Source organism: Acaryochloris sp. CCMEE 5410 (assembly GCF_000238775.2).
Taxonomy (GTDB): domain Bacteria; phylum Cyanobacteriota; class Cyanobacteriia; order Thermosynechococcales; family Thermosynechococcaceae; genus Acaryochloris.
The window spans coordinates 350,377-370,329 of sequence record NZ_AFEJ02000002.1; the positions used below are offsets into that span (position 1 = coordinate 350,377).

At 48.2% G+C, this 19,953-nt stretch carries 19 protein-coding genes and 1 tRNA gene; 14 read left to right on the plus strand and 6 right to left on the minus strand.

Translation table 11 applies throughout. The features are described 5' to 3' along the window. Positions 1 to 45: 45 nt before the first annotated feature. Both ON05_RS22455 and ON05_RS22460 read left to right on the plus strand, forming a co-directional pair. Complete coding sequence (locus ON05_RS22455) at positions 46 to 2,034, plus strand: CHASE2 domain-containing protein (protein ID WP_010473422.1); 1,989 nt, start codon at positions 46 to 48, stop codon at positions 2,032 to 2,034. 108 nt (positions 2,035 to 2,142) lie between these two features. Continuing rightward, a complete protein-coding gene (locus tag ON05_RS22460; protein WP_010473423.1) occupies positions 2,143 to 2,853 on the plus strand; it encodes a GUN4 domain-containing protein in 711 nt (236 codons plus the stop codon). 8 nt (positions 2,854 to 2,861) lie between these two features. Here the strand turns inward: ON05_RS22460 and ON05_RS22465 are convergent, their stop codons facing one another. After that, on the minus strand, positions 2,862 to 3,983 hold the full coding sequence (locus ON05_RS22465) for a retropepsin-like aspartic protease (RefSeq protein ID WP_039780044.1): 1,122 nt from the start codon (positions 3,981 to 3,983) through the stop codon (positions 2,862 to 2,864). Between the two features lie 133 nt (positions 3,984 to 4,116). After that, positions 4,117 to 4,884 carry a peroxiredoxin-like family protein gene (locus ON05_RS22470; protein WP_010473425.1) on the minus strand — a complete coding sequence of 256 codons (768 nt, stop codon included), beginning with the start codon at positions 4,882 to 4,884 and terminating at the stop codon, positions 4,117 to 4,119. 500 nt (positions 4,885 to 5,384) lie between these two features. Between ON05_RS22470 and ON05_RS22475 the strand changes: the two genes are divergently transcribed. The 7 genes from ON05_RS22475 to ON05_RS22505 all read left to right on the plus strand — a co-directional run bounded on the left by ON05_RS22475 (position 5,385) and on the right by ON05_RS22505 (position 13,006). Further along, positions 5,385 to 6,472 (plus strand): ISAs1 family transposase gene (locus tag ON05_RS22475; protein ID WP_262561924.1). Its coding sequence is split into 2 segments (ribosomal slippage): positions 5,385 to 6,018 and positions 6,018 to 6,472, totalling 1,089 coding nucleotides; the frame shifts between segments, so codons are not numbered across the junction. 55 nt (positions 6,473 to 6,527) lie between these two features. Next, the gene (locus ON05_RS22480) at positions 6,528 to 7,517 is read left to right on the plus strand and encodes a GTPase (protein ID WP_262562302.1); all 990 of its coding nucleotides are present in this window, start codon (positions 6,528 to 6,530) and stop codon (positions 7,515 to 7,517) included. Between the two features lie 118 nt (positions 7,518 to 7,635). After that, positions 7,636 to 9,048, plus strand: a complete 1,413-nt coding sequence (locus ON05_RS22485; RefSeq protein ID WP_010469153.1) for a deoxyribodipyrimidine photo-lyase — start codon at positions 7,636 to 7,638, stop codon at positions 9,046 to 9,048. A gap of 90 nt (positions 9,049 to 9,138) precedes the next feature. Next, positions 9,139 to 10,122 (plus strand): alpha-ketoacid dehydrogenase subunit beta, encoded by a 984-nt coding sequence (locus ON05_RS22490; protein ID WP_010469156.1) that lies wholly within the window; start codon positions 9,139 to 9,141, stop codon positions 10,120 to 10,122. 34 nt (positions 10,123 to 10,156) lie between these two features. After that, positions 10,157 to 11,584 carry a protein translocase subunit SecD gene (gene secD, locus ON05_RS22495; RefSeq protein WP_010469158.1) on the plus strand — a complete coding sequence of 476 codons (1,428 nt, stop codon included), beginning with the start codon at positions 10,157 to 10,159 and terminating at the stop codon, positions 11,582 to 11,584. Beyond that, positions 11,581 to 12,540: a protein translocase subunit SecF gene (gene secF, locus ON05_RS22500; protein WP_010469161.1), complete on the plus strand. Its 960-nt coding sequence runs from the start codon at positions 11,581 to 11,583 to the stop codon at positions 12,538 to 12,540. The genes secD and secF overlap by 4 nt, the downstream gene beginning before the upstream one ends. A 4-nt stretch (positions 12,541 to 12,544) precedes the next feature. Next, on the plus strand, positions 12,545 to 13,006 hold the full coding sequence (locus ON05_RS22505) for a hypothetical protein (RefSeq protein WP_010469163.1): 462 nt from the start codon (positions 12,545 to 12,547) through the stop codon (positions 13,004 to 13,006). Here ON05_RS22505 and ON05_RS22510 read toward each other — a convergent pair. Continuing rightward, positions 12,935 to 14,467, minus strand: a complete 1,533-nt coding sequence (locus ON05_RS22510) for a site-2 protease family protein (protein WP_010469165.1) — start codon at positions 14,465 to 14,467, stop codon at positions 12,935 to 12,937. The two genes, ON05_RS22505 and ON05_RS22510, sit on opposite strands and share 72 nt — an antisense overlap. A 48-nt stretch (positions 14,468 to 14,515) precedes the next feature. On the opposite strand from ON05_RS22510, the gene ON05_RS22515 reads away from it, so the two are divergent. After that, positions 14,516 to 15,175, plus strand: a complete 660-nt coding sequence (locus ON05_RS22515) for a hypothetical protein (RefSeq protein ID WP_010469167.1) — start codon at positions 14,516 to 14,518, stop codon at positions 15,173 to 15,175. A 58-nt stretch (positions 15,176 to 15,233) separates the two neighbouring features. Here the strand turns inward: ON05_RS22515 and ON05_RS22520 are convergent, their stop codons facing one another. Then, positions 15,234 to 15,377, minus strand: a complete 144-nt coding sequence (locus tag ON05_RS22520; protein WP_010469169.1) for a hypothetical protein — start codon at positions 15,375 to 15,377, stop codon at positions 15,234 to 15,236. Between the two features lie 235 nt (positions 15,378 to 15,612). On the opposite strand from ON05_RS22520, the gene ON05_RS22525 reads away from it, so the two are divergent. Both ON05_RS22525 and ON05_RS22530 read left to right on the plus strand, forming a co-directional pair. Next, positions 15,613 to 16,077: a protein tyrosine phosphatase family protein gene (locus tag ON05_RS22525; protein WP_010469171.1), complete on the plus strand. Its 465-nt coding sequence runs from the start codon at positions 15,613 to 15,615 to the stop codon at positions 16,075 to 16,077. Between the two features lie 174 nt (positions 16,078 to 16,251). Next, positions 16,252 to 16,323, plus strand: a tRNA-Gly gene (locus ON05_RS22530). A gap of 21 nt (positions 16,324 to 16,344) precedes the next feature. On the opposite strand, the gene ON05_RS22535 is transcribed toward ON05_RS22530, so the two are convergent. Together ON05_RS22535 and ON05_RS22540 are read right to left on the minus strand one after the other, a co-directional pair. Further along, positions 16,345 to 16,764 (minus strand): type II toxin-antitoxin system VapC family toxin, encoded by a 420-nt coding sequence (locus ON05_RS22535; protein ID WP_010469173.1) that lies wholly within the window; start codon positions 16,762 to 16,764, stop codon positions 16,345 to 16,347. Next, on the minus strand, positions 16,761 to 16,994 hold the full coding sequence (locus tag ON05_RS22540; protein WP_010469175.1) for a FitA-like ribbon-helix-helix domain-containing protein: 234 nt from the start codon (positions 16,992 to 16,994) through the stop codon (positions 16,761 to 16,763). Before ON05_RS22540 ends, ON05_RS22535 begins: the two co-directional genes overlap by 4 nt. Before the next feature lie 281 nt (positions 16,995 to 17,275). Here ON05_RS22540 and ON05_RS22545 point away from each other — a divergent pair, with 281 nt between their 5' ends. Both ON05_RS22545 and ON05_RS22550 read left to right on the plus strand, forming a co-directional pair. After that, positions 17,276 to 18,769 (plus strand): class I SAM-dependent DNA methyltransferase, encoded by a 1,494-nt coding sequence (locus tag ON05_RS22545; RefSeq protein ID WP_010469176.1) that lies wholly within the window; start codon positions 17,276 to 17,278, stop codon positions 18,767 to 18,769. Further along, complete coding sequence (locus tag ON05_RS22550) at positions 18,766 to 19,950, plus strand: restriction endonuclease subunit S (RefSeq protein ID WP_010469178.1); 1,185 nt, start codon at positions 18,766 to 18,768, stop codon at positions 19,948 to 19,950. Before ON05_RS22545 ends, ON05_RS22550 begins: the two co-directional genes overlap by 4 nt. Positions 19,951 to 19,953 lie beyond the last annotated feature (3 nt).

Below are 19,953 nucleotides of genomic sequence, written 5' to 3' on the forward strand. Positions count from 1 at the left end.
ACTCTACACTATACTCATACCGCAACCCCATGATTTTTTGGCATCTTGGCTCAGTTTTTCCATCAACTCCGATCCCGTTGGCCTAATCTCGCTATCGCTCTCCTTGCCGGACTCGCCGTGAGCGGTGGCGTTCTAGGTATTCGGCAAGTCACCCGCTGGCAAATCGGTTTCCTGCGGGTTGAAGGGCTCCAGTCCCTGGAACTGTCCGCATATGATCACTTTGTTCAAGCCCAACCCGACTTGGGTCAAGATTCAAGACTTCTCGTTGTCGGAATCACCGAAGCAGACATTCAAGCCATCGGCCAGTGGCCTATTCCTGACAGCGTGCTGGCTGATGCCTTCAAAAAACTACAAACCCATCAGCCCCGAGTTATCGGTCTAGATATTTGGCGTAATCTCCCTATTCCCAATCTTAAAGAACCGACCCAGACCAACGGCCATGCCCAACTTATTCAACAGATGAAAGGGTCTGACCGAGTGGTTGTGATTACTAAATTCGGCTCTGAGGACGAAGCCACCATCCCTCCTCCCGATGGCGTACCAGAAGCACAGGTCGGATTCAACGATACCGTCGTTGATTCGGGCGGGGTTGTCCGTCGGAATCTGCTGTATCAAGAGGACTATTTCCCATCCTTTGCCCTGAGGATGGCCCTCCGCTACCTCAAGGATGACGGCAAAGAAGATAAACCCAGCGAGGTTGATCCAAATGTCCTACAAATTGGTCCAACGGTATTTTGGCCGCTGCAAAGCAATGATGGCTCTTATATCAATGCGGATACCCGAGGCTATCAGATTTTAATCAACTATCGATCTGCCCACGAGAGTGTAGAGCAGGTCAGCCTGTCTCAGGTGTTAGCCGGCCAGGTGGACCCTAATTTGATAAAAGACCGCATCATCCTAATCGGTACGACGGCCGAAAGTGGCAAAGATCTGTTCCATACGCCCTACAGTTCTAGCCTTGACGATCGGCAAACCATGCCAGGGGTGGTGATCCATGCCCAAATGGTCAGTCAATTCCTAGATGCAGCAGACGGCACCCGCAATCTGATTTCCGTCTGGCCAGAACCGGGGGAAATGGGTTGGATTTTGGGTTGGGCGCTGATCGGAAGCCTACTCGCCTGGGCCGTCCGTCACCCGATAGGATTGGTGCTGGGCAGCGGTATCGCCTTAGTTGTGCTGTATAGCGTCTGTCGCATCCTATTCTTACAGCAAATTTGGATTCCCTTGGTCCCTCCTTTCCTCGCGTTTGTCGGCGCAACGGGCATTGTGGTGATTTACAATGCCCAACAAGCTCAGCGGCAACAAAAGATGGTGATGAAACTGTTGGGGCAAAGTACTTCCCCCGAAATTGCTGAAACCCTCTGGCAACGACGCGATGAGCTTTTAGAAGATGGCAAGCTCACAGGCCAGAGAATCACGGCCACCCTCTTGTTTACGGATTTAAAGGGGTTCAGCACTATTTCGGAAAAGATGTCGCCGGAACAACTTCTGGAGTGGCTCAATGAATATTTAGAAGCCATGACCCAGAGTGTGCAAGCCCATCATGGGGTGATTAATAAATTTACGGGGGATGGGGTGATGGCCGTCTTTGGTGCGCCGATTGCCCATGAAGAACAAGCTGCGATCGCAAAAGATACCCAAAATGCGGTGGCCTGTGCGTTAGATATGGGCAAACGTCTGGACGAACTCAACCCCCAATGGCAAAAAAGCGGGTTACCCGCCGTTCAGATGCGGGTTGGGATCTTTACCGGCTCAGTGGTGGTGGGAAGTTTGGGTAGCAAAACTCGCTTAGAGTATGGCGTAATTGGGGATAGTGTCAATACCGCCTCCCGTCTGGAAAGCTTGGATAAGCAACGTCAAAGCTCCTCATGTCGGGTATTAATTGCCAAAGAAACTCTTGAGTACTTAGACAATCAGTTTGAAGTCGAGAACTGGGGAACCTTAGCCCTGAAAGGGAAAGTCGAACGGGTGGACGTTTACCGGGTGATCTCTGCACTCCAATTCCCCAATATCGACGGAGATTCTGAAGCATAACCGTTGACGGATGTATGTGGCCTGGATGGAAAGAACAAAAGGATTTTCCTCGTCAGACCCCCCCAGGGTTTGATAGCTTAAGATACAGGATAAATTCGCTACAACTTTATGGACGCATCTGCTCAATCGCAACCGCCTGATATTGCTGAGTTGGAGTCGCAACTCAACACTGGTTCAGAAAAGATACAGCTTCAGGTGATGCCAGACATTCTGGCTCAGGGGGAAGCAGGGTATGCCATCTTGCAACAGTTTCTTCTTTCTCGCCAGCAAGAACCCTCCACCTATATTGATGGCCGCTGTTATGAGCTGCTGTTAGGGACAGAGGTACCAGCAGTCCAGAGCTTTTTACAGGAGCATTTTGAGTCGGGTGTTGTTCCCCTTCGCTCCGAACAAAATATTGACTATTTGCCCCTCCAGCGTTTACTGGCTAAACAATCCTTTCAAGCAGCCGATGACTTAACCCTAAGTAAGCTCTGTGAGCTATCAGGGCCAGCAGCTGTTAAACGAAAGTGGATTTATTTCACGGAAGTTGAGCAATACCCCATACCTGACTTGCAAACTATTAACCAGCTGTGGTTAGTGCATTCGGAAGGGAAATTCGGCTATAGCGTTCAACGGCAGCTATGGCTTAGTGTCGGTCGCAACTGGGATGTCCTCTGGCCCAAGATTAACTGGCGTTCGGGACGCAATTGGACCCGTTGGCCCGATGAGTTCACCTGGAATCTGAGTGCGCCTAGAGGTCATCTCCCCCTGTCTAACCAGCTGCGGGGGGTTCAGGTGCTTAATGCTTTGTTGTCCCATCCGGCTTGGACCAGCTAGAGCTGAACCTATGGCTTGAGAGGAGAAAGGTTTAATGTCCCTTGCTCGACCATCCCTAGGGCATTTTGGGGACCAAAGCGCCAATGCTGCTGATATTGGTTGAGAAAATTTTGGCCAATAAGACCGTCCACTTGCATCCGCTCAATTAGAGGACTGGCAATAATTAAAGCATCGAGCTGTGCCGTTTGATGCGGACCAATCTGAACCGCATCGAGTTGAGTGGGTTGAGCTGCTTCTACCCCCAGCAATCCCTGTAACTGAACCGGTTTAGCGGTAGGCGAGAGGGCCAATTGGGCCGCTAACTTAGGAGAGAGAATGGTTTGGGTCGCTCCCGTATCTAGAGCAAAGGTAAAAGGACCTTGACCATTAATCAATACTTGAACTGTCAGCCAGCCTCCCTTACCGGTTAAGGGAATTCCCCCGGTTTGGGAAGTCGGTGGGAGTAATTGGATCTGGCGCTGCTGGGGGTCGATAACCATGTCAAATTGACTGAGGAAATCTAGCCCCAAGATTCCAGATAAACTATGGAGGATAGACTGTTTCGCCATCCCCAAGGGATGAATTTGCTGGACAGAAGCATCCTTGATGCTCAAGGTTAGGGCTGGATAGATACCCACCTGAGTTTTTCTTTCATTTCCAAAGGCCAAGCCTTGGGTCAAGTTGGGTGGATAGTCCTGTAGGGGCAACCCCAGCTGTTTGCCCAAGGTTGTATTGATGACGGTATGGGTAGCCCCTGTATCCAGTAAAAATTGCCCAGTGTATCCCTTAAGTTGGACCGGAAGGCTGAAGCAGTTGCTTTTGGGTAGGGACTCTAACGCTAAGGTCGTTTGGCCCTGGCGCCGACGTTTGGGAATGGCAATTCCCATAGCCTCAAAGAGTGCCAATAAGCGTTGAGATGCATCTGGACGTCGGTTGCCCTTAGCATCTAGCAATATCAACTGAGTGATGCAGGTTTGATAACGCTGGGTAGATGTTTTCGCTGTAGGGGAATTCCCTACACAATCTTGGACCTGTTGCTGTAACTGCTTCCCCAGTTGAGTCGGTCTTGACTCTTGAGAAACAGCTGAAAACTGAGGACTCCCTAATAGGCTACTCAAGCCAATCAGAGAGAAGAAAACGAGCTGTTTCAAACTCTCCTTTTGAGTTTTGTATGGATTAAGAAACATTCCAAGTTGGGCTTTTATTCAAAGATGCGAGCTACTAATCCGGAGTGAGGATTCGCTGATTAACGGTAGCAGGATAGTCATGAACTGAATTCGATATTTACGTTAGAAGAAAGGAGAGAGGGTTGCTCATATCAGTGGCAAATCCCAGTATGCCCTGATCGCGATGTTCATACACTGGTTGTCCCTGTTGATCGAACAGGAACGTGCCGCCCCGCTGGGTAATGTAGGTGGCATCCGGCACATAGGTTTTCCAGTATTTCAGCACTTCAGCCATATTTCGTAGACGGAGAGTAGCCAGTTCAAAAGGACGTTGAAATCCTTTTCCTCCTGCTCGATTAAACAAGGCACCATTTACAGGCGGCAAGGGGAATGCCCTAACTTCTTCGTCCTCGGCAATGAGTTGTGGGGCATTGCGATCGCCCCGATAGCCTCGAAACACTTCTGCCAAAGTTCCAGGGCTACCAATCCCCGCGCACATCAGTAACAAATTTAAGTATGCATTCTGAATCGGAGAGAAAAACGGCACCTTCCAAGTCAGTCCCGGATACAGGTTGAGCTGTTGATGGAGCTGGCCCGTGGAATCTATGAATAAATGCTCAGGAGGGAATCCGGTGAAGTCACAAAATTTCTGTCCTGAGTTGCGATCGCCAATACCCACTGCTCGAATTTGCACACCTTTGGCTTGAATCTGCTCGGCCTGTCGCTTTAGCCACCAGGCATATTCCAAGCTGTCAAAATCCCCTAGCTGCGGCCAAACCAAAACCAGGGTTAAGCTTGCCTGCTCACAATCGGATAAGAGAGGCACCACGGCACCATCACTGACTCGTAGGGATTGTGTTTGTTTAAAAATGGCGTAGGTATCCATCTCACCTGCTTATGGTCACTCCTTCTTGATCATGTATCCATCTCGTAATCAGTGCATATTGTTGTTTATCACAAAGCTTGAACTAAGAAACTCTTAGCCCCATACATATTGTTTGAGCTAGCTCAAAAATCATTTTTACCCTGTCTACGTTTTTTAGAGCAATCACAGGCTGAAGTATCTTTCACATAAAATTTAGTTTACTTACAACCTATTTACACTTAGATGCATTTAGACAAAACAGCCACACCAGCAGAAAATATACAAATAAGCTTAAAAGATTACCATTTTGCTGATCTCAGAAGATTCAATAGCTAGAAAACGTCTATTTCCCCAATTTTAAGGAATAGGAGCATCAGAGAATGGAACCTAATTGTATTAAGCATCAAAGAAATGTATAAGCATGATGAAAATTCTTGGGCAAGAACTACCAACATCAGGGTTGTTTTACGTTACTCCTAGAAAAAATAGGATGGTTCTACTGACCAACAGTAGAGAGACCGATGAGCCATCTAATCGATACTTTGAAGCAAGTCCCGGATTTCCGCAGTGCCCATGGCCGTATTCATCCGTTATGGCTGCTGTTGCTATTGATGGTGATGGGCATGCTTGCTGGATATCAAGGGTACCGTCCGTTAGAAACCTTTGTGAGCGATTATCGCCAGCCTTTAAGTGAGCTATTGGGGCTTGAGAGCCTCGAAGTTCCGTCTCACTGTACCTTTCGTCGAGTGATGAAGGGGCTTGACTTCCAAGCGTTGAGCCACCAATTTGAAGCATGGATGCTCTCGAAAGCCCAGACTCACTCTCCCGATAATTATGCAGCCTCCATTGATGGCAAACGGATTCGTCAGGGGCTGACAGATGCCAAGGGGAAGCAGCGTTTTGTGGGCTTGGTGAGTTTATTTGCGGTGGAAGCAGGCATCACCCTCAAGCTCGAAGCCCTCACTCAGGAGGATAATAGCGAAATCAAAGTCGTGCAGGCACTGTTGGAAACCCTTCAACTCGATGGCTTGCTGATTACCATGGATGCCTTACACGCCCAAAAAACACTTGAGAAGATTGTGGCCTCGGGTAACGACTATCTTGTGGCGGTCAAATCCAATCAGGGAAGACTTTACGACCACCTCCAGACTTACTTGAGTGTCTTAAACCCATGGCTGAGCACATCCACTCCGCCCAAAGTAGAGGACGAGATGAACATCGGTGTATACAGGTTTATGAGCCTGTCGGCATAGCCCTACAAGAATGGACAGCAATTCGCTCTGTACTTTGTGTCCAACGATGGGGTACTCGCAAAGGAAAGGAGTATCACAATACCGCCTATTACATCAGTTCAGCTGCCACCTCACCCCATCATTGGCAATCTCTGGTCCGAGAACATTGGGGCATTGAAAATCGGTTGCATTGGCCGAAGGATGTTGTTTTTGGCGAAGATGATTATCGACTCGAAGATGAACAAGCACTGCTCAATTGGTCAGTGCTTAGAACTATTGGGATTAATATCCTGCGGCTAAACGACTATCAATCCCTCAAAACCGCGATGACTAAGCTTGCTAATCGGGTCGATATTATTTTTTCGCTGCTAACTTAAAACAGCCCTGCTACCAACATCCTTTTGGGAAGCTTTACGGGCATTAATCGATACATTGAACAGGTCTAGTGAGGAAAAATTTATTTTTCTCTTAGTCGGTCGAACGGGAGTAGGCAAATCAAGTACAATCAATTCTTTGATGGGAATAGATATCGCTCAAACTGGCAAATATGATGCAACAACAATGAGTGTCAAAGAATATGATCATGAGCTGAACGGTATTAAATTCACCATTATTGATACTCCTGGATTATGTGACGATCTTCCTGAGAAGGGCAATGATCAGAAATACATCGAGTTAATACAATCTAAAGTTGACAGATTAGATTGCATTTGGTTCGTGACTCGTCTTGACGAACCACGAGTAACTGCTGATGAGATTAGAGGCATTAAAATTATCTCAGAAGCTTTTACCCCCGAAGTCTGGGAGCACTCGATTATCATTTTTACTCGTGCAGATAAAGCAGATAATTTTGAAGAAGACTTAAGGGAAAGAACTAAACGAATCCATAGTGAAATCTCAAAATATGTCAGCCCAACAATTTCAAGCGCAATTCCTTCAGTTGCTGTAGCCAATGGACATGAGCATACTCCTGATGGGAGAAAATGGTTAGGAGAGCTATGGACAAAGGTTTTTGTTCGTATTCAACAACAAGGAGCTATCCCTTTCTTAGTGTCTACAATTGGCAGACTCAATTATGGCTCCACAGCTCAACAAACTCCTCCCCAATCCAAATCGGTTTACAGAATCAAATTTCGTGAAAGCTCAAAGTCAACTAATAAAGACCAAGAGGACCCAAACAACCAAGAAGATCATGAATCTCATCAGAAATCCAAGGTTGATTTTTCTGATGATCAAGTTAAAGAGGTCAAAAAACGTCTTTTTGACATCGTTCCAGTTTTGAAATCTGTAGGGAAAGCAATTGGTTCCGTTGTTGGCTTGCTTGCCGGAGGAAGCTCTGGACAAGCAATTGGGCGCGAAATTGGGATAGAGGTTGGGGGTGCAGTGGGTAAAGTGATAGAGTTTGCTTTCTCCCTCTTTTGAGATTCAAAAGGTTAAAGTTTATACCCTCTATTTAAGATGGCTTGAGTGATTCAGAGAGCTTGACCTCCTCGATTAGAGTTTAGGTATCGTTTTGAAGTGAAGAGAAATAAATCCAGCAATGGCAAATTCGTTGATTGAGGACGAACGTATCCAAATCCTGAATAAACAGAACGTACAGCCCGGAGGTTATGTTCTGTACTGGATGCAGCAGTCTCAGCGAGCCGAATACAACCATGCCTTGGAATATGCCATTCAGCGGGCCAATGATCTTCAACAGCCTGTGGTGGTTTGCTTTGGCTTGATGGCCGATTATCCTGGTTCTAATCTGCGCCATTACACCTTTATGTTGGAAGGTTTGCAGGATACGGAGCAAGCTCTGATCCAACGAGGTATCAAATTTGTGATGCGCTATGGTAACCCGGATCAGATTGCCTTGGAGTTAGGGAAAGACGCTTCGTTGGTAGTTTGCGATCGCGGCTATCTTCGGTTCCAACGTCAGTGGCGAGACAATGTGGCTCAAAATGCCCTCTGTCAGGTGGCGCAAGTGGAATCAGAAGTGGTGGTGCCTATAGAAACCACCTCCGTCAAAGCCGACTATGCCGCCCGCACCATCCGCCCTCGCATCCATCGTCATTTAGACCGCTTTCTGGTTCCCTTCGCTTCGACACCCGTCCAACAGTCTTCTCTCCATCTAGATCTGAAGACCTTAGATCTCAGCAATATTGAGGCCGTTCTAGCTAAGCTGCCCCTGGACTGCAGCGTGCCCCCCGTCAGTTCTCTGTTCCAGGGCGGCACTACTCGGGCCAAGGAAATCCTAGAGCAGTTTTTGCAAAAGTCCTTCGCTATCTACGCCGATCATCGCAATCAGCCCCAAACCGATGATGTCTCTTATATGAGCCAATATCTGCACTTTGGCCAAATCTCTCCTCTATATTTGGCCTTGCAGATTCAATCCATGGGCAATGTTCCTCGTGACAACGTTGATACCTATATCGAAGAGCTGATTGTGCGGCGGGAGCTGGCTATGAACTTTGCCTATTACACCCCCGACTATGATGCCTATAGCTGTCTCCCCAACTGGGCCAAAACGACCTTAGACAACCATCGTCACGATCCCAGAATCCCCTGTTACTCCCTAGAACAGCTAGACGAATCACGCACGGAAGATCCCTATTGGAATGCCGCCATGCGGGAAATGAAGCATACGGGCTATATGCATAACTACATGCGTATGTACTGGGGCAAAAAAATCATTGAATGGACTTCTACTCCAGAGCTGGCCTTCCAAACGGCCTTAGATCTCAACAATAAGTACTTTATCGATGGCCGCGACGCAAATTCTTATACGGGCGTGGCCTGGGTATTTGGCGTCCATGATCGAGGCTGGCGCGAACGTCCCATATTTGGCACCGTTCGCTATATGGCCGCTAGCGGTCTCAAACGCAAATGCGATATTGATGGCTATATTAAAAAGGTCAATCAGCGGGTTAAATCTCTCAGTCCCTCTCTGAAATCACAGATAAGTCCCTAAGACGCGGCTTAAAATCAGGACTCTCGATTGACACTAGGGTTGGAGGGCCGTCTTCTGCTAACGTATCCAATAGTGTATCGCTAACGCATTATGGCTGAAGTACTGTTATTTAACGCCCTCCGTGACGCCATTGACGAAGAAATGGCTAATGACAACACCGTCATGGTGATGGGAGAAGACGTGGGCCACTATGGTGGCTCCTACAAAGTCACGAAAGGCTTGTATGACAAGTATGGAGAGCTGCGCGTCCTCGACACCCCGATTGCAGAAAATAGCTTTACGGGCATGGCCGTTGGCGCTGCCATGACGGGCCTGAAGCCGATTATTGAAGGCATGAATATGGGCTTTTTGCTCCTAGCCTTTAACCAAATTGCCAATAATGCCGGTATGTTGCGCTACACCTCCGGCGGCAACTTCAAAATCCCCATGGTGATTCGCGGACCGGGTGGCGTGGGTCGTCAACTGGGTGCAGAACACTCCCAGCGCCTAGAGGCTTATTTTCAAGCCGTACCTGGCCTCAAAATTGTGGCTTGTTCTACCCCCTACAATGCCAAAGGTCTGCTCAAAGCCGCCATTCGTGACCCCAACCCAGTTCTCTTCTTTGAGCATGTCCTGCTCTATAACCTCAAGGAAGAATTACCCGACCAAGAATACGTCCTGCCTTTAGACAAAGCCGAGGTGGTTCGCTCCGGTAAAGATGTCACCATCCTCACCTATTCCCGGATGCGCCACCATGTTGTGCAGGCCGCTAAAACCCTAACGGAGCAGGGCTACGATCCTGAGATTATTGATTTAATCTCCCTCAAGCCCCTTGACTTCGATACCATTGGAGCCTCCATTCGCAAAACCCATCGGGTGATTGTCGTCGAAGAATGTATGCGGACCGGGGGCGTGGGCGCTGAAATTATCGCCTCTATTAATGATCGATTTTTTGATGAGCTGGATGCCCCCGTGGTGCGGCTCTCTTCTCAAGATATTCCGACGCCGTATAACGGCATGTTAGAGAGTCTAACGATTGTGCAGCCGCCTCAAATTGTGGAAGCGGTTCAGCAGATTACGGCTCTTCAGGTCTAAATTCCTTTTTTACTTTTTCCTTTGGAGCAGTGTAGTGCTTAAACAACAACGCTTTTTACTAGCTCTCATTGCCCTATTAGTGTTGGGGGCATTAATCGTCGTCACCCCTTTTGGCAAGCAGTATGGCCTGGGCAAGATTAATCTGGGACTAGACCTAAGGGGCGGGTCTCAACTCACCCTTCAGGTCAACCCGACGGAAGAAGTGAAAGACATCACCCCCAACGTGATGGAAGCGGTGCAAACCGTGGTGGCCAATCGTCTGAACCCTGAAGGGGTATCGGAAATCGTGGTCCAGACCGTGGGTAGTCAGCAAATTCTGGTTCAGCTTCCGGGTGTTAGCGATCCCAAAGACGCTGAACAATTACTCAGCCAAGTTGCCCAACTTGATTTTCGGCGTCCCAACAATGCCATCTTGGCGCAAGTCAATGTCCGTAGCAGTGAGCTACAGCGGCTGTTACAGAAGCTACCCGAAGCAGAAAAAGCGGGCGATGCCGCCGCCCTCGCAAAGCTCCAGGGAGAAGTCCAGCAGAAGCAAAAGCAGCTGACGGAGCTACAGGATCAGTTCTTTGTCAAAACAGACTTAACGGGAGAAGACCTCAACGATGCGGGGTATGCCATTTCCCAATCTCAACCGAATAAATGGGATGTCACCCTCCGGTTTGATGTCGATGGCGGCAAAAAATTTGCGGCCCTCACGAAAAGTCTGGCAGGTACGGGTCAACCCTTGGGAATTTTTCTAGATGGAAAATCCATTAGCCAAGCCACCGTCAGCGAGCGATTTAAGGCCAATGGCATTACGGGTGGTGCTGCTATTATTACAGGCAATTTTGAGCTAGAAGATGCCAAGCTACTGGCTAATCAACTCAAAGGCGGATCCCTCCCGGTGCCCGTTAAAGTCGAAGAGATTCGCACAGTGGGTGCCACCCTAGGACAAGACAGTATTCGTCAAAGTGTCTATGCCGGGATTGGTGGGCTGATTCTAGTGCTGATCTTTATGGGGGTGTGGTACCGTCTGCCCGGTTTAATTGCCGACGTGGCCCTTTGTGTTTATGGTCTGCTCACCTTTGCCTGTTATGTCTTGTTTGGCGTTACCCTGACTTTGCCGGGAATCGCGGGATTTATCCTCAGTATCGGCATGGCCGTGGATGCCAATATTCTTATTTTTGAGCGCACCCGAGAAGAATTGCGGTCTGGGAAAACCCTCTATCGCTCCATCGAATCGGGATTTTATCGTGCCTTCACTAGTATTCTCGATAGCAACGTCACCACGCTGATTGCCTGTGGCGTGCTGTACTGGTTGGGGTCGGGACTAGTGAGAGGATTTGCTGTCACCTTGGGCATTGGCGTTGCTGTCAGTATGTTTACGGCCATTACCTGCAGCCGCACCCTGATGTTTACCGCCATTAGTCTTCCCAATCTCCGAAAAGTTGAACTATTTGATTCTAAAAGGGCAGTCTCATGAAGTTGAATCTGAATCAGCAACGGGGACTCTGGTGGACCATCTCCGCAGCGTTGATCCTAGCGGGGGTTATTTCCATGGCCCTGTCCTGGAATCAATATCAAGCTCCCCTGAAGCCGGGCCTCGATTTTACGGGGGGGACTCGCTTACAGCTAGAGCGAGACTGCAGCAAACCTGAAAATTGCCAAACTCCTATCCAGATTGCAGAAGTTCGCCAGGTTTTAGATGAACAGAAGCTGGCGGAAAGCAATGTACAGGTCATTGGCCAAAATGCCCAAGGGGTAGCAATTCGCACCAAGGATTTAAACCAAGAACAACGGACGAAGCTGACAGAAGCCCTCACTGCTAAATTGGGCCAGCTGGATGTTGAGAAATCTCAAATTGATACGGTCGGTCCAACCCTCGGAAAACAATTACTGGCATCGGGATTATTAGCGCTGATCGTGTCCTTTGCAGCCATCATTGTCTATGTTAGTGTCCGCTTCCAATTTGACTATGCCCTGTTTGCCATTGTGGCGTTGTTCCACGATGTCCTCGTTACTATGGGCTTTTTCTCTATTCTGGGCTTAACCCGAGGGGTAGAGGTGAACAGCCTGTTTATTGTGGGCCTATTGACTATTATTGGTTTCTCAGTCAACGACACGGTGGTCATTTACGATCGCGTTCGAGAAAACCTCAAATATGGTGCGAAGCGCTCGATTAGTGAAACCGTCGATATTGCCGTAAACCAGACCTTAGGCCGATCTATCAATACTTCCCTAACGACGGGGTTACCCCTGATCGGTATCTATATCTTTGGTGGGGAAACCTTAAAGGATTTTGCCCTAACGCTGATCGTTGGATTTGCTGCAGGGGCCTATTCCAGTATTTTTATTGCCAGTACCTTGTTGGCCTGGTGGCGTCAACGCCAGGAGCGTGGCGGTTACAATACGGTGGATTCCAGTCCAGAAGAAATTTAGCCCTATGAGTCAACCCCCTGGACGTTCAAACAGTGCTGTTCCAGAGCAGAACTCAGATCCTCAACTACAGGCTGAAATACAGCGATTATTCCAACTAACCCTCTATACCCGCTGGCTCGTCGTCGGTGGGTTATGGCTGACAGTGGGTGGCATCAGTCTATGGAGCTTGAGAGAGTCTATTCAACTGTGGTTTGAATACTTTACCTGGGCTGCGGTTCGCTATGCCTTTGCCTTTAATCGGCTGGCTGCAATTGGTGTCGGAATCTGTTTAGGGACGACTTTTGCAGTCTTGCTGTGGCAAAGTCGAGTCATTCTCTGGGGCATTCCTGCGCCTGAGTATCAACGCCTTAGCCAACAGGTGATGCGAATTCGAGTGCAAGGGAACACCCATCCCCTATGGAATTGGGTTTGCGGCAAAAAGGATATGGGCCACACTATGGGGCAAGGGCAGAATAATCAACACTAAAATGCCCAAGGAAACTAGCCCTAGCAGGTCCCGCTTGTTGTCCAGTTCACTGACATCATTCAGGGCTGGCTGATCCACCGTGGGCATAAATAACAGAATAATGGCCCAGATCAGTAGTGGGGGCTGGATAAAGGCGAGAAACAACACCAATAATCGGGCGATTTGACCGATGATGGCCCCGTTGCGTTGACCAAACATGGCATGGACGATATGACCACCATCGAGTTGGCCAATGGGCATTAGGTTCAGGGCCGTAGCAATAATACCGATCCAACCTGCGATCGCAACGGGATGTAAATCAATCCCCTTACCTAAAGTCAGGGCACTCCCCATGGCCAACCTGCTAAACAAGGACAGTAATATCGAAGACGTGGGATTCATGGCATCAAAGGGCAAGCCTTCGATCTTGTCGGGGATGGTCACCACCGTCGAGTTCATCAGCCCCCAAAATAAAACGGGAATTGTCACCATCAGTCCCGCTAAAGGCCCTGCAATTCCCACATCAAACAGCGCTTTGCGATTGGGGACGGGAGACCGTTGCTGAATAAAGGCCCCCAAGGTACCGATGGGGAAAAAGCTAATGGGCACAGGGATAAAGTAGGGCAGGGTCGCTTTGATCCGGTATCGCCGGGCGGTAAAGTAATGGCCTAATTCATGAATCCCTAAAATGGCCATTAAAGCCAAAGCATAGGGTAGCCCCTGAAGTATCAATTGCGGCTGATCCCGGATTAATTGGCGCGTCAAGTCTGGGACACTAAAATTTAATCCGGCTAATGTGGTCGTTAATAGGGTGGAGAAAAATAGTCCCAAAGCCAGTCCTGGTCGACTGACGGGACCGCGCCGCTTCTCTTTTTCTTGGGTTTGGGGATTGGGAACCAGGATAAAAAAAGGCTTATTCATGGCCCCATCCTGAAAGACCACCAAAAACCGATCGCCAAACTGGGTTTTGATGTTTTCGCGGATGGTTTGATAGGCTTTTTCCGGTTGCGATCGCAACTGGCCCCGGCAGATGACGACTTGGGGACGGTAGTCCACGTTTTGCAAGTAAAAAATAGACCAGGGAAAGCAATTTTGGAGTTGACTCTCTTCGCCCTTGGTTAACAGATTCGCCGCTGCTATGGGCTTAGGGGGCTTCTCTTCCTTGTTCGGAGAATCCTCAGCGGACTGGCTCTTTTCAGGTTCGGTATTTTGGGTCTCTGAGGATTGAGGGGCAGACTTGCGTTTATTGGGGCGGGCTAAATACAAATAGGAAATCAGGGCAAAAATGGTACTGGGAATCCACAGTCGAGGCGGTGGTTTAACATCCGCACCATAGACAGCAGCCCAACCGCCAGCCACTAAGGCTGGAATCATCAATACTAGCCACAACAGCCACGTAGGGGTATTTGTGGTCCGAGAAACACTGTGATGAACGATAAAATACAGGACCAGTCCAAAGATAGAGAGGGAAATCCAAATCATGCAAAAAGGTTATTCTCGGGGACAAAGACACCAGGGAAGGGACTTACTGTGAGTAAAGAACCACGACAGGTTTTAGAGTCTGTTTATAGGTTTCCTCCCAATCGTGAGACGCTCGGGGGCACCGCTTATCTTATTGTAGAAAATGGCGGCAATATCCTTGTGGACTGTCCACCCTGGACTGATCATACAAAATTATTTCTGAAGGAACAGGGGGGGGTTGATTGGTTCATCTTTACCCATCGCCAAGGCATTAGCCAACAGGTCCGTCACATTCAAGAAACGTTCGCCTGTCAGTTGGTCATCCAAGAACAGGAAGCTTACTTACTCCCGAATTTGAAAGTCACAACGTTTAGGGAACGAGAAGAAATCACACCTCACTGTTTGCTTATTTGGACACCAGGATTCTCTCCAGGGTCCTCCTGCCTCCATTATCAGGCTTGGGGCGGAGTTTTGTTCACAGGCCGTCATATATTGCCAAATCAACACGGACAACCTTTGCCCTTAAGAACAGCGAAGACCTTCCACTGGCCTCGACAGATCGCTAGCGTCCAAAGCCTCCTTGATCAATTTACCCAAGATACTTTGCAATTTATCTGCCCTGGCGCCAATACTGGCTTCTTGCGAGGACAAGGAAAGATTAAAGAAGCCTATGAGGCGCTGAAAAAATTAGATATGGACGAATTACGGTCTGTTGAACCTGGCCTTTAGCTTGTGCGTGGTACAGAAATGGCTAAGTTGAGTGTGCAAGCCAGAATCGCTTTATGCTCTAAACGTAAAAGACGATGGCCTGACGTTCAAATAAATATTCGCTGTAGTCAACGAGGTCATCAATACCAACCCAGTTCAGCACGAGTTCAGCCAATAGCCATAAGGACAAGCTTACGATTAGTTGTCGCCAACGAACGGTCATAACAGGTCCTCCTCTAGTGCTGTCCTTAGCCTACGGCGAGGGCCAAGAGCTTGTATTCAGGAGGAACACCGAATTCTAAGCCCTTAAGGGATTGGTTGCACCTGCAATCATTCCTCGACAACAGCAGGGAGGGTAAGCAGTTGTACGGATAGTATTTAAAGTCTGCATCCCCTCTGATGAATCTTGTAGGCTAAATCTATGCAGAACTACGGATTTTCTTTTCAGGAATGAACTTATGGCTGATGGAGATCTAACACAAATTCAGGCTTTCTTAGGGTTATCTGATCGGGTTGGAACTGCGGGGCAACCCACGGCGGCTCAATTTAAGGACATTCAAGCTGCGGGTTACCAAAGCATTGTTAATTTGGCCCTGGTCCATTCGACAGATGCCATTCCGGAAGAAGGAGAGATTGTTGCTCAGCTAGGCATGGAATATGTCCATATTCCAGTGGATTGGGAAGAACCGACGTTGGAGGATTTAACCCGTTTTTTTGAAGTGATGGATCAGCGCTCCCATACTCAGGTGTTTGTCCACTGCGCCAAAAATATGCGAGTTTCGGCTTTTATGTATCTATATCGAGTTCTGCGACTACAAATGGCACCTGAAGAAGCTCAACCAGCGTTACTACAAATCTGGCAGCCTATTCCCCATTGGCAAGCGTTTATGGATCGTGCGATCGCAGAATTCACTTCTGCCTAAGGTCATAGGAGATTTAATCTATCAGGGATACTAACGTCCCGAGGTTAAGTCAGCGGTAGAACGTCAGCTTCCCAAGCTGAATGATGAATTGACAACTTTTAAGTTCACTTCTTGACAAAATCTATAGTTCGATTGAGGGGTGAGAGTTGGATGCTATCTTAATATTCACGTTCTGCGGATGTAGTTCAGTGGTAGAACGTCAGCTTCCCAAGCTGAATGTCGTCGGTTCGAGTCCGATCATCCGCTTTGACACATACTCATCATTCTCTACCCTAAAAAAGGGTTGATGAGTGTGATCTGACAACCTTCAAAATCGCTTGTGTTTCGAGTTGCGATGGCTGCAGACTGATCGTAGACCATCGCCGCAATCATCATATCGAAGGCATCCACATGTAGCCCCTGTTGCAAACGGGCATTACACAACTCCCCGTAAGCCAGAGCTGCTTTAGGTCCAAAATTCAATAGTCGATCTCTAAACCCCTTATCGATAAATATTTCAAATCTACGGTGCAACTCTTCACGCCTTTTTCCCTCTGGCAATCGCCCCAACCCATAGTAAATTTCTGCCAAGGTAATCACCGTAATCGCCAGATCCTTTTGATCTTGATCGCGCATCCAGTTCAGTACCTGTGGAGATGGAGCTGGCTTCATCAGTTCTGAAACCACATTTATATCGAGAATGATCATTCCAGCTCTAGTTCTCGTGGCAGGACAGCAGGATGAGCCTCTAACTCAATACCATTGTCTTGACCAAATAATTGCAGTGCCAAATCAGCAATATTAGGCTCGGCTTGAGCTAAAGCCTGTCGCAGAATGATACGAGCCTCTTCCTCCATGGAGCGATTATTCTGGGCTGCCTGTACACGCAACTTTGTCTTAATATCTTCATCCAAATTTCGAATAGTGATGCTAGCCATATAGATGACTCCTAAGACTTGATATCAATTTTAATCAATGATTTCAATGCCATCAAACATGGAATTTTAAAATCAGAGTTCGTTGCAAACCGGGCTCAAGGCTTGGGGGCATCAGTATTAGTTGAACGATGCTTCGCCCGTTTGGGGATTTCTAAGTTCTACTCACCGGATTTGATGAATCTTGGAGAGACTCTTAAGCCAAATTACTGAGATGATTGAAGTCTCAGAATTCAGTGTCGGGACATTGAATCAGCTCCATCAGAAAGAATTCAGAAATATTTATGATTACTGGCGAGATTAAATCCAAAGTTGACAAAATTTGGGACACGATGTGGTCGGGGGGGATTTCTAACCCGCTGTCGGTGATTGAGCAGTTGACCTATTTACTGTTTATCAAGCAGTTGGACGAGCAGCATACCCGCAAGGAGAGTAAAGCCAATCGATCAGGGAAGCCGATTGAGGAGCCGATTTTTGCCCCCGAGCAGGATCATCTGCGCTGGTCACGGTTTAAGGAAACGGCCCCGGAGCAGATGTTTGAGACTTTGCGAGATGAGGTGTTTCCGTTTATTAAAACCCTAGGTCAGACTGACAGCGGCGAGAATGGCGAGGAGGAGTCTACCTACAGCCACCATATGAAGGATGCGCTGTTTATGATGCCGACGGCGCGGGTGTTGGCGAATGTTGTGGATCAGCTGGACGCCATTGAGATGGCGGATCGGGATACAAAGGGGGATCTTTATGAATATATGCTGGGCAAGATTGCCAGTGCGGGCCAGAATGGTCAGTTTCGGACGCCGCGCCACATTATCAAACTGATGGTGGAGTTGACGGCACCGACCCCGAAGGATGTGATTTGTGATCCGGCCTGTGGGACGGCGGGCTTTTTGATTGCGGCGTCGGAATATTTGATGGAGCATCACGGTGATGTGATTTATAAGGATGCGGAGTCTCGGCGACGGTTTAATGAGGAGACGTTTTCCGGGTATGACTTTGATTCGACGATGCTGCGGATTGGCAGTATGAATATGCTGCTGCACGGAGTGGAGAAGCCGGATATTCGCTACAAGGATTCGTTGGCTGAGGCGGATGCAGCGGCGGGGGATGATGAGGAAGCCTATTCTTTGATTCTGGCGAATCCGCCGTTTGCGGGGAGTTTGGACTATGAGACGACGGCGAAGGATTTGTTGAAGGTGGTGAAGACCAAGAAAACAGAGCTGTTGTTTTTGACGTTGTTTTTGCGGGTGTTGCAGACGGGCGGACGGGCGGCGGTGATTGTGCCGGATGGGGTTTTGTTTGGATCGTCGAAGGCCCACAAGGCCCTGCGAAAAATGCTGGTGGAGGATCAGAAGCTGGATGGGATTATTTCGATGCCGTCGGGGGTGTTTAAGCCCTATGCGGGGGTGTCGACGGCGATTGTGTTGTTTACGAAGACCAATTCTGGGGGAACGGATCGGGTGTGGTTTTATGACATGCAGGCGGATGGGTTTAGCCTGGATGATAAACGGACGGAGCAGCCGGATAAGAGCGATTTGCCGGATATTTTGATGCGGTGGCAGGCTCGGGATGCGGAGGCTGAGCGAAAGCGGACGGAGCAGAGCTTTTTGGTGCCGAGGGAAGAGATTGCAGAGAATGATTATGATCTGTCGATTAATCGGTATAAGGAGGTAGTTTATGAGGCGGTGGAGTATGACCCGCCAGGGGTGATTTTGGAACGGTTGGCAACGTTGGAGAAGGAGATTGCTGAGGGACGGAAGGCATTGGAGAGGATGTTATGAGTATGCCTCTGGTTCCTATGGGTGAAGTGCTTAAAGTGGAGGGTGGATTTGCTTTTAAATCCAAAGACTTTGAAGAGAATGGGTATCCAGTTATCCGAATCTCGAATATTGATGGTGCAACAGTTAACGTTGAAAATACGGCAAAGATTCCACCAGAAAAATTGGGAAAAGCAGAGAAATTTAGGATTCTATCTGATGACATCCTTATTGCTATGTCAGGTGCAACTACTGGGAAACTTGGAATAGTCCCTGATCTCAATGGCTACTGTGCCTATCTGAATCAGCGCGTTGGCCGGTTCTCTCTGAAAGGGAATTCAGCAATTGACAGAAAATATTTGTGGTTCTTTTTAAAGAGTGAGATATGTCAACAGCAGATAAAAATTTTAGCTGAAGGTGCGGCACAACCTAATGTAAGTGGCTCTGAATTAGAATCTATCAAAATTCCCCTGCCTCCGATCGCAGAACAAAAACGGATTGCGGGGATTCTGGATGCGGCGGATGCTTTGCGGGTTAAGAGACGAGATGCGATCGCAACTCTCGACGCCCTCCTCCAATCCACCTTCCTCACCCTCTTCGGCGACCCCATCACCAATCCAATGGGCTGGGATGCCAGCAACTTAGAGGCAGTTTCCGAGAAAATTACAGATGGCACACATAAAACGCCTAAATATACTGAATCAGGTATCGAATTTCTCTCAGCCAAAGATATTAAAAATGGTTCAATTAAATGGAATACAGGAAAATTCATTAGTGAGGATGAGCATAAAAGCTTAATCACTAGATGTCATCCCGAGATAGGCGATGTTTTGCTAGCAAAGAGTGGTTCTCTAGGATCTGTGGCAATTATTGACCGAGACCATGAGTTTAGTTTGTTCGAAAGCTTATGTCTTATCAAGCATAATCGTCAGAAGATCGAGGCACAATTTCTTACAGCTATGCTTGAGAGTCCTAGAATGCAAATGCATTTATTGAGCAGGAACAAAGGTATTTCTATTAAGCATCTTCACCTGACTGATATACGAAAGCTCAAGATATTGCTTCCTCCTCTCGATAAGCAGCGTAAGTTTGCCACTATCGTTGCATCAATCGAAAAGCAAAAAGCGCAACAATGTGCCCACCTCGCCGAACTTGACACCCTCTTTGCCTCTCTCCAATCCCGCGCCTTCAACGGAGAACTATAAATC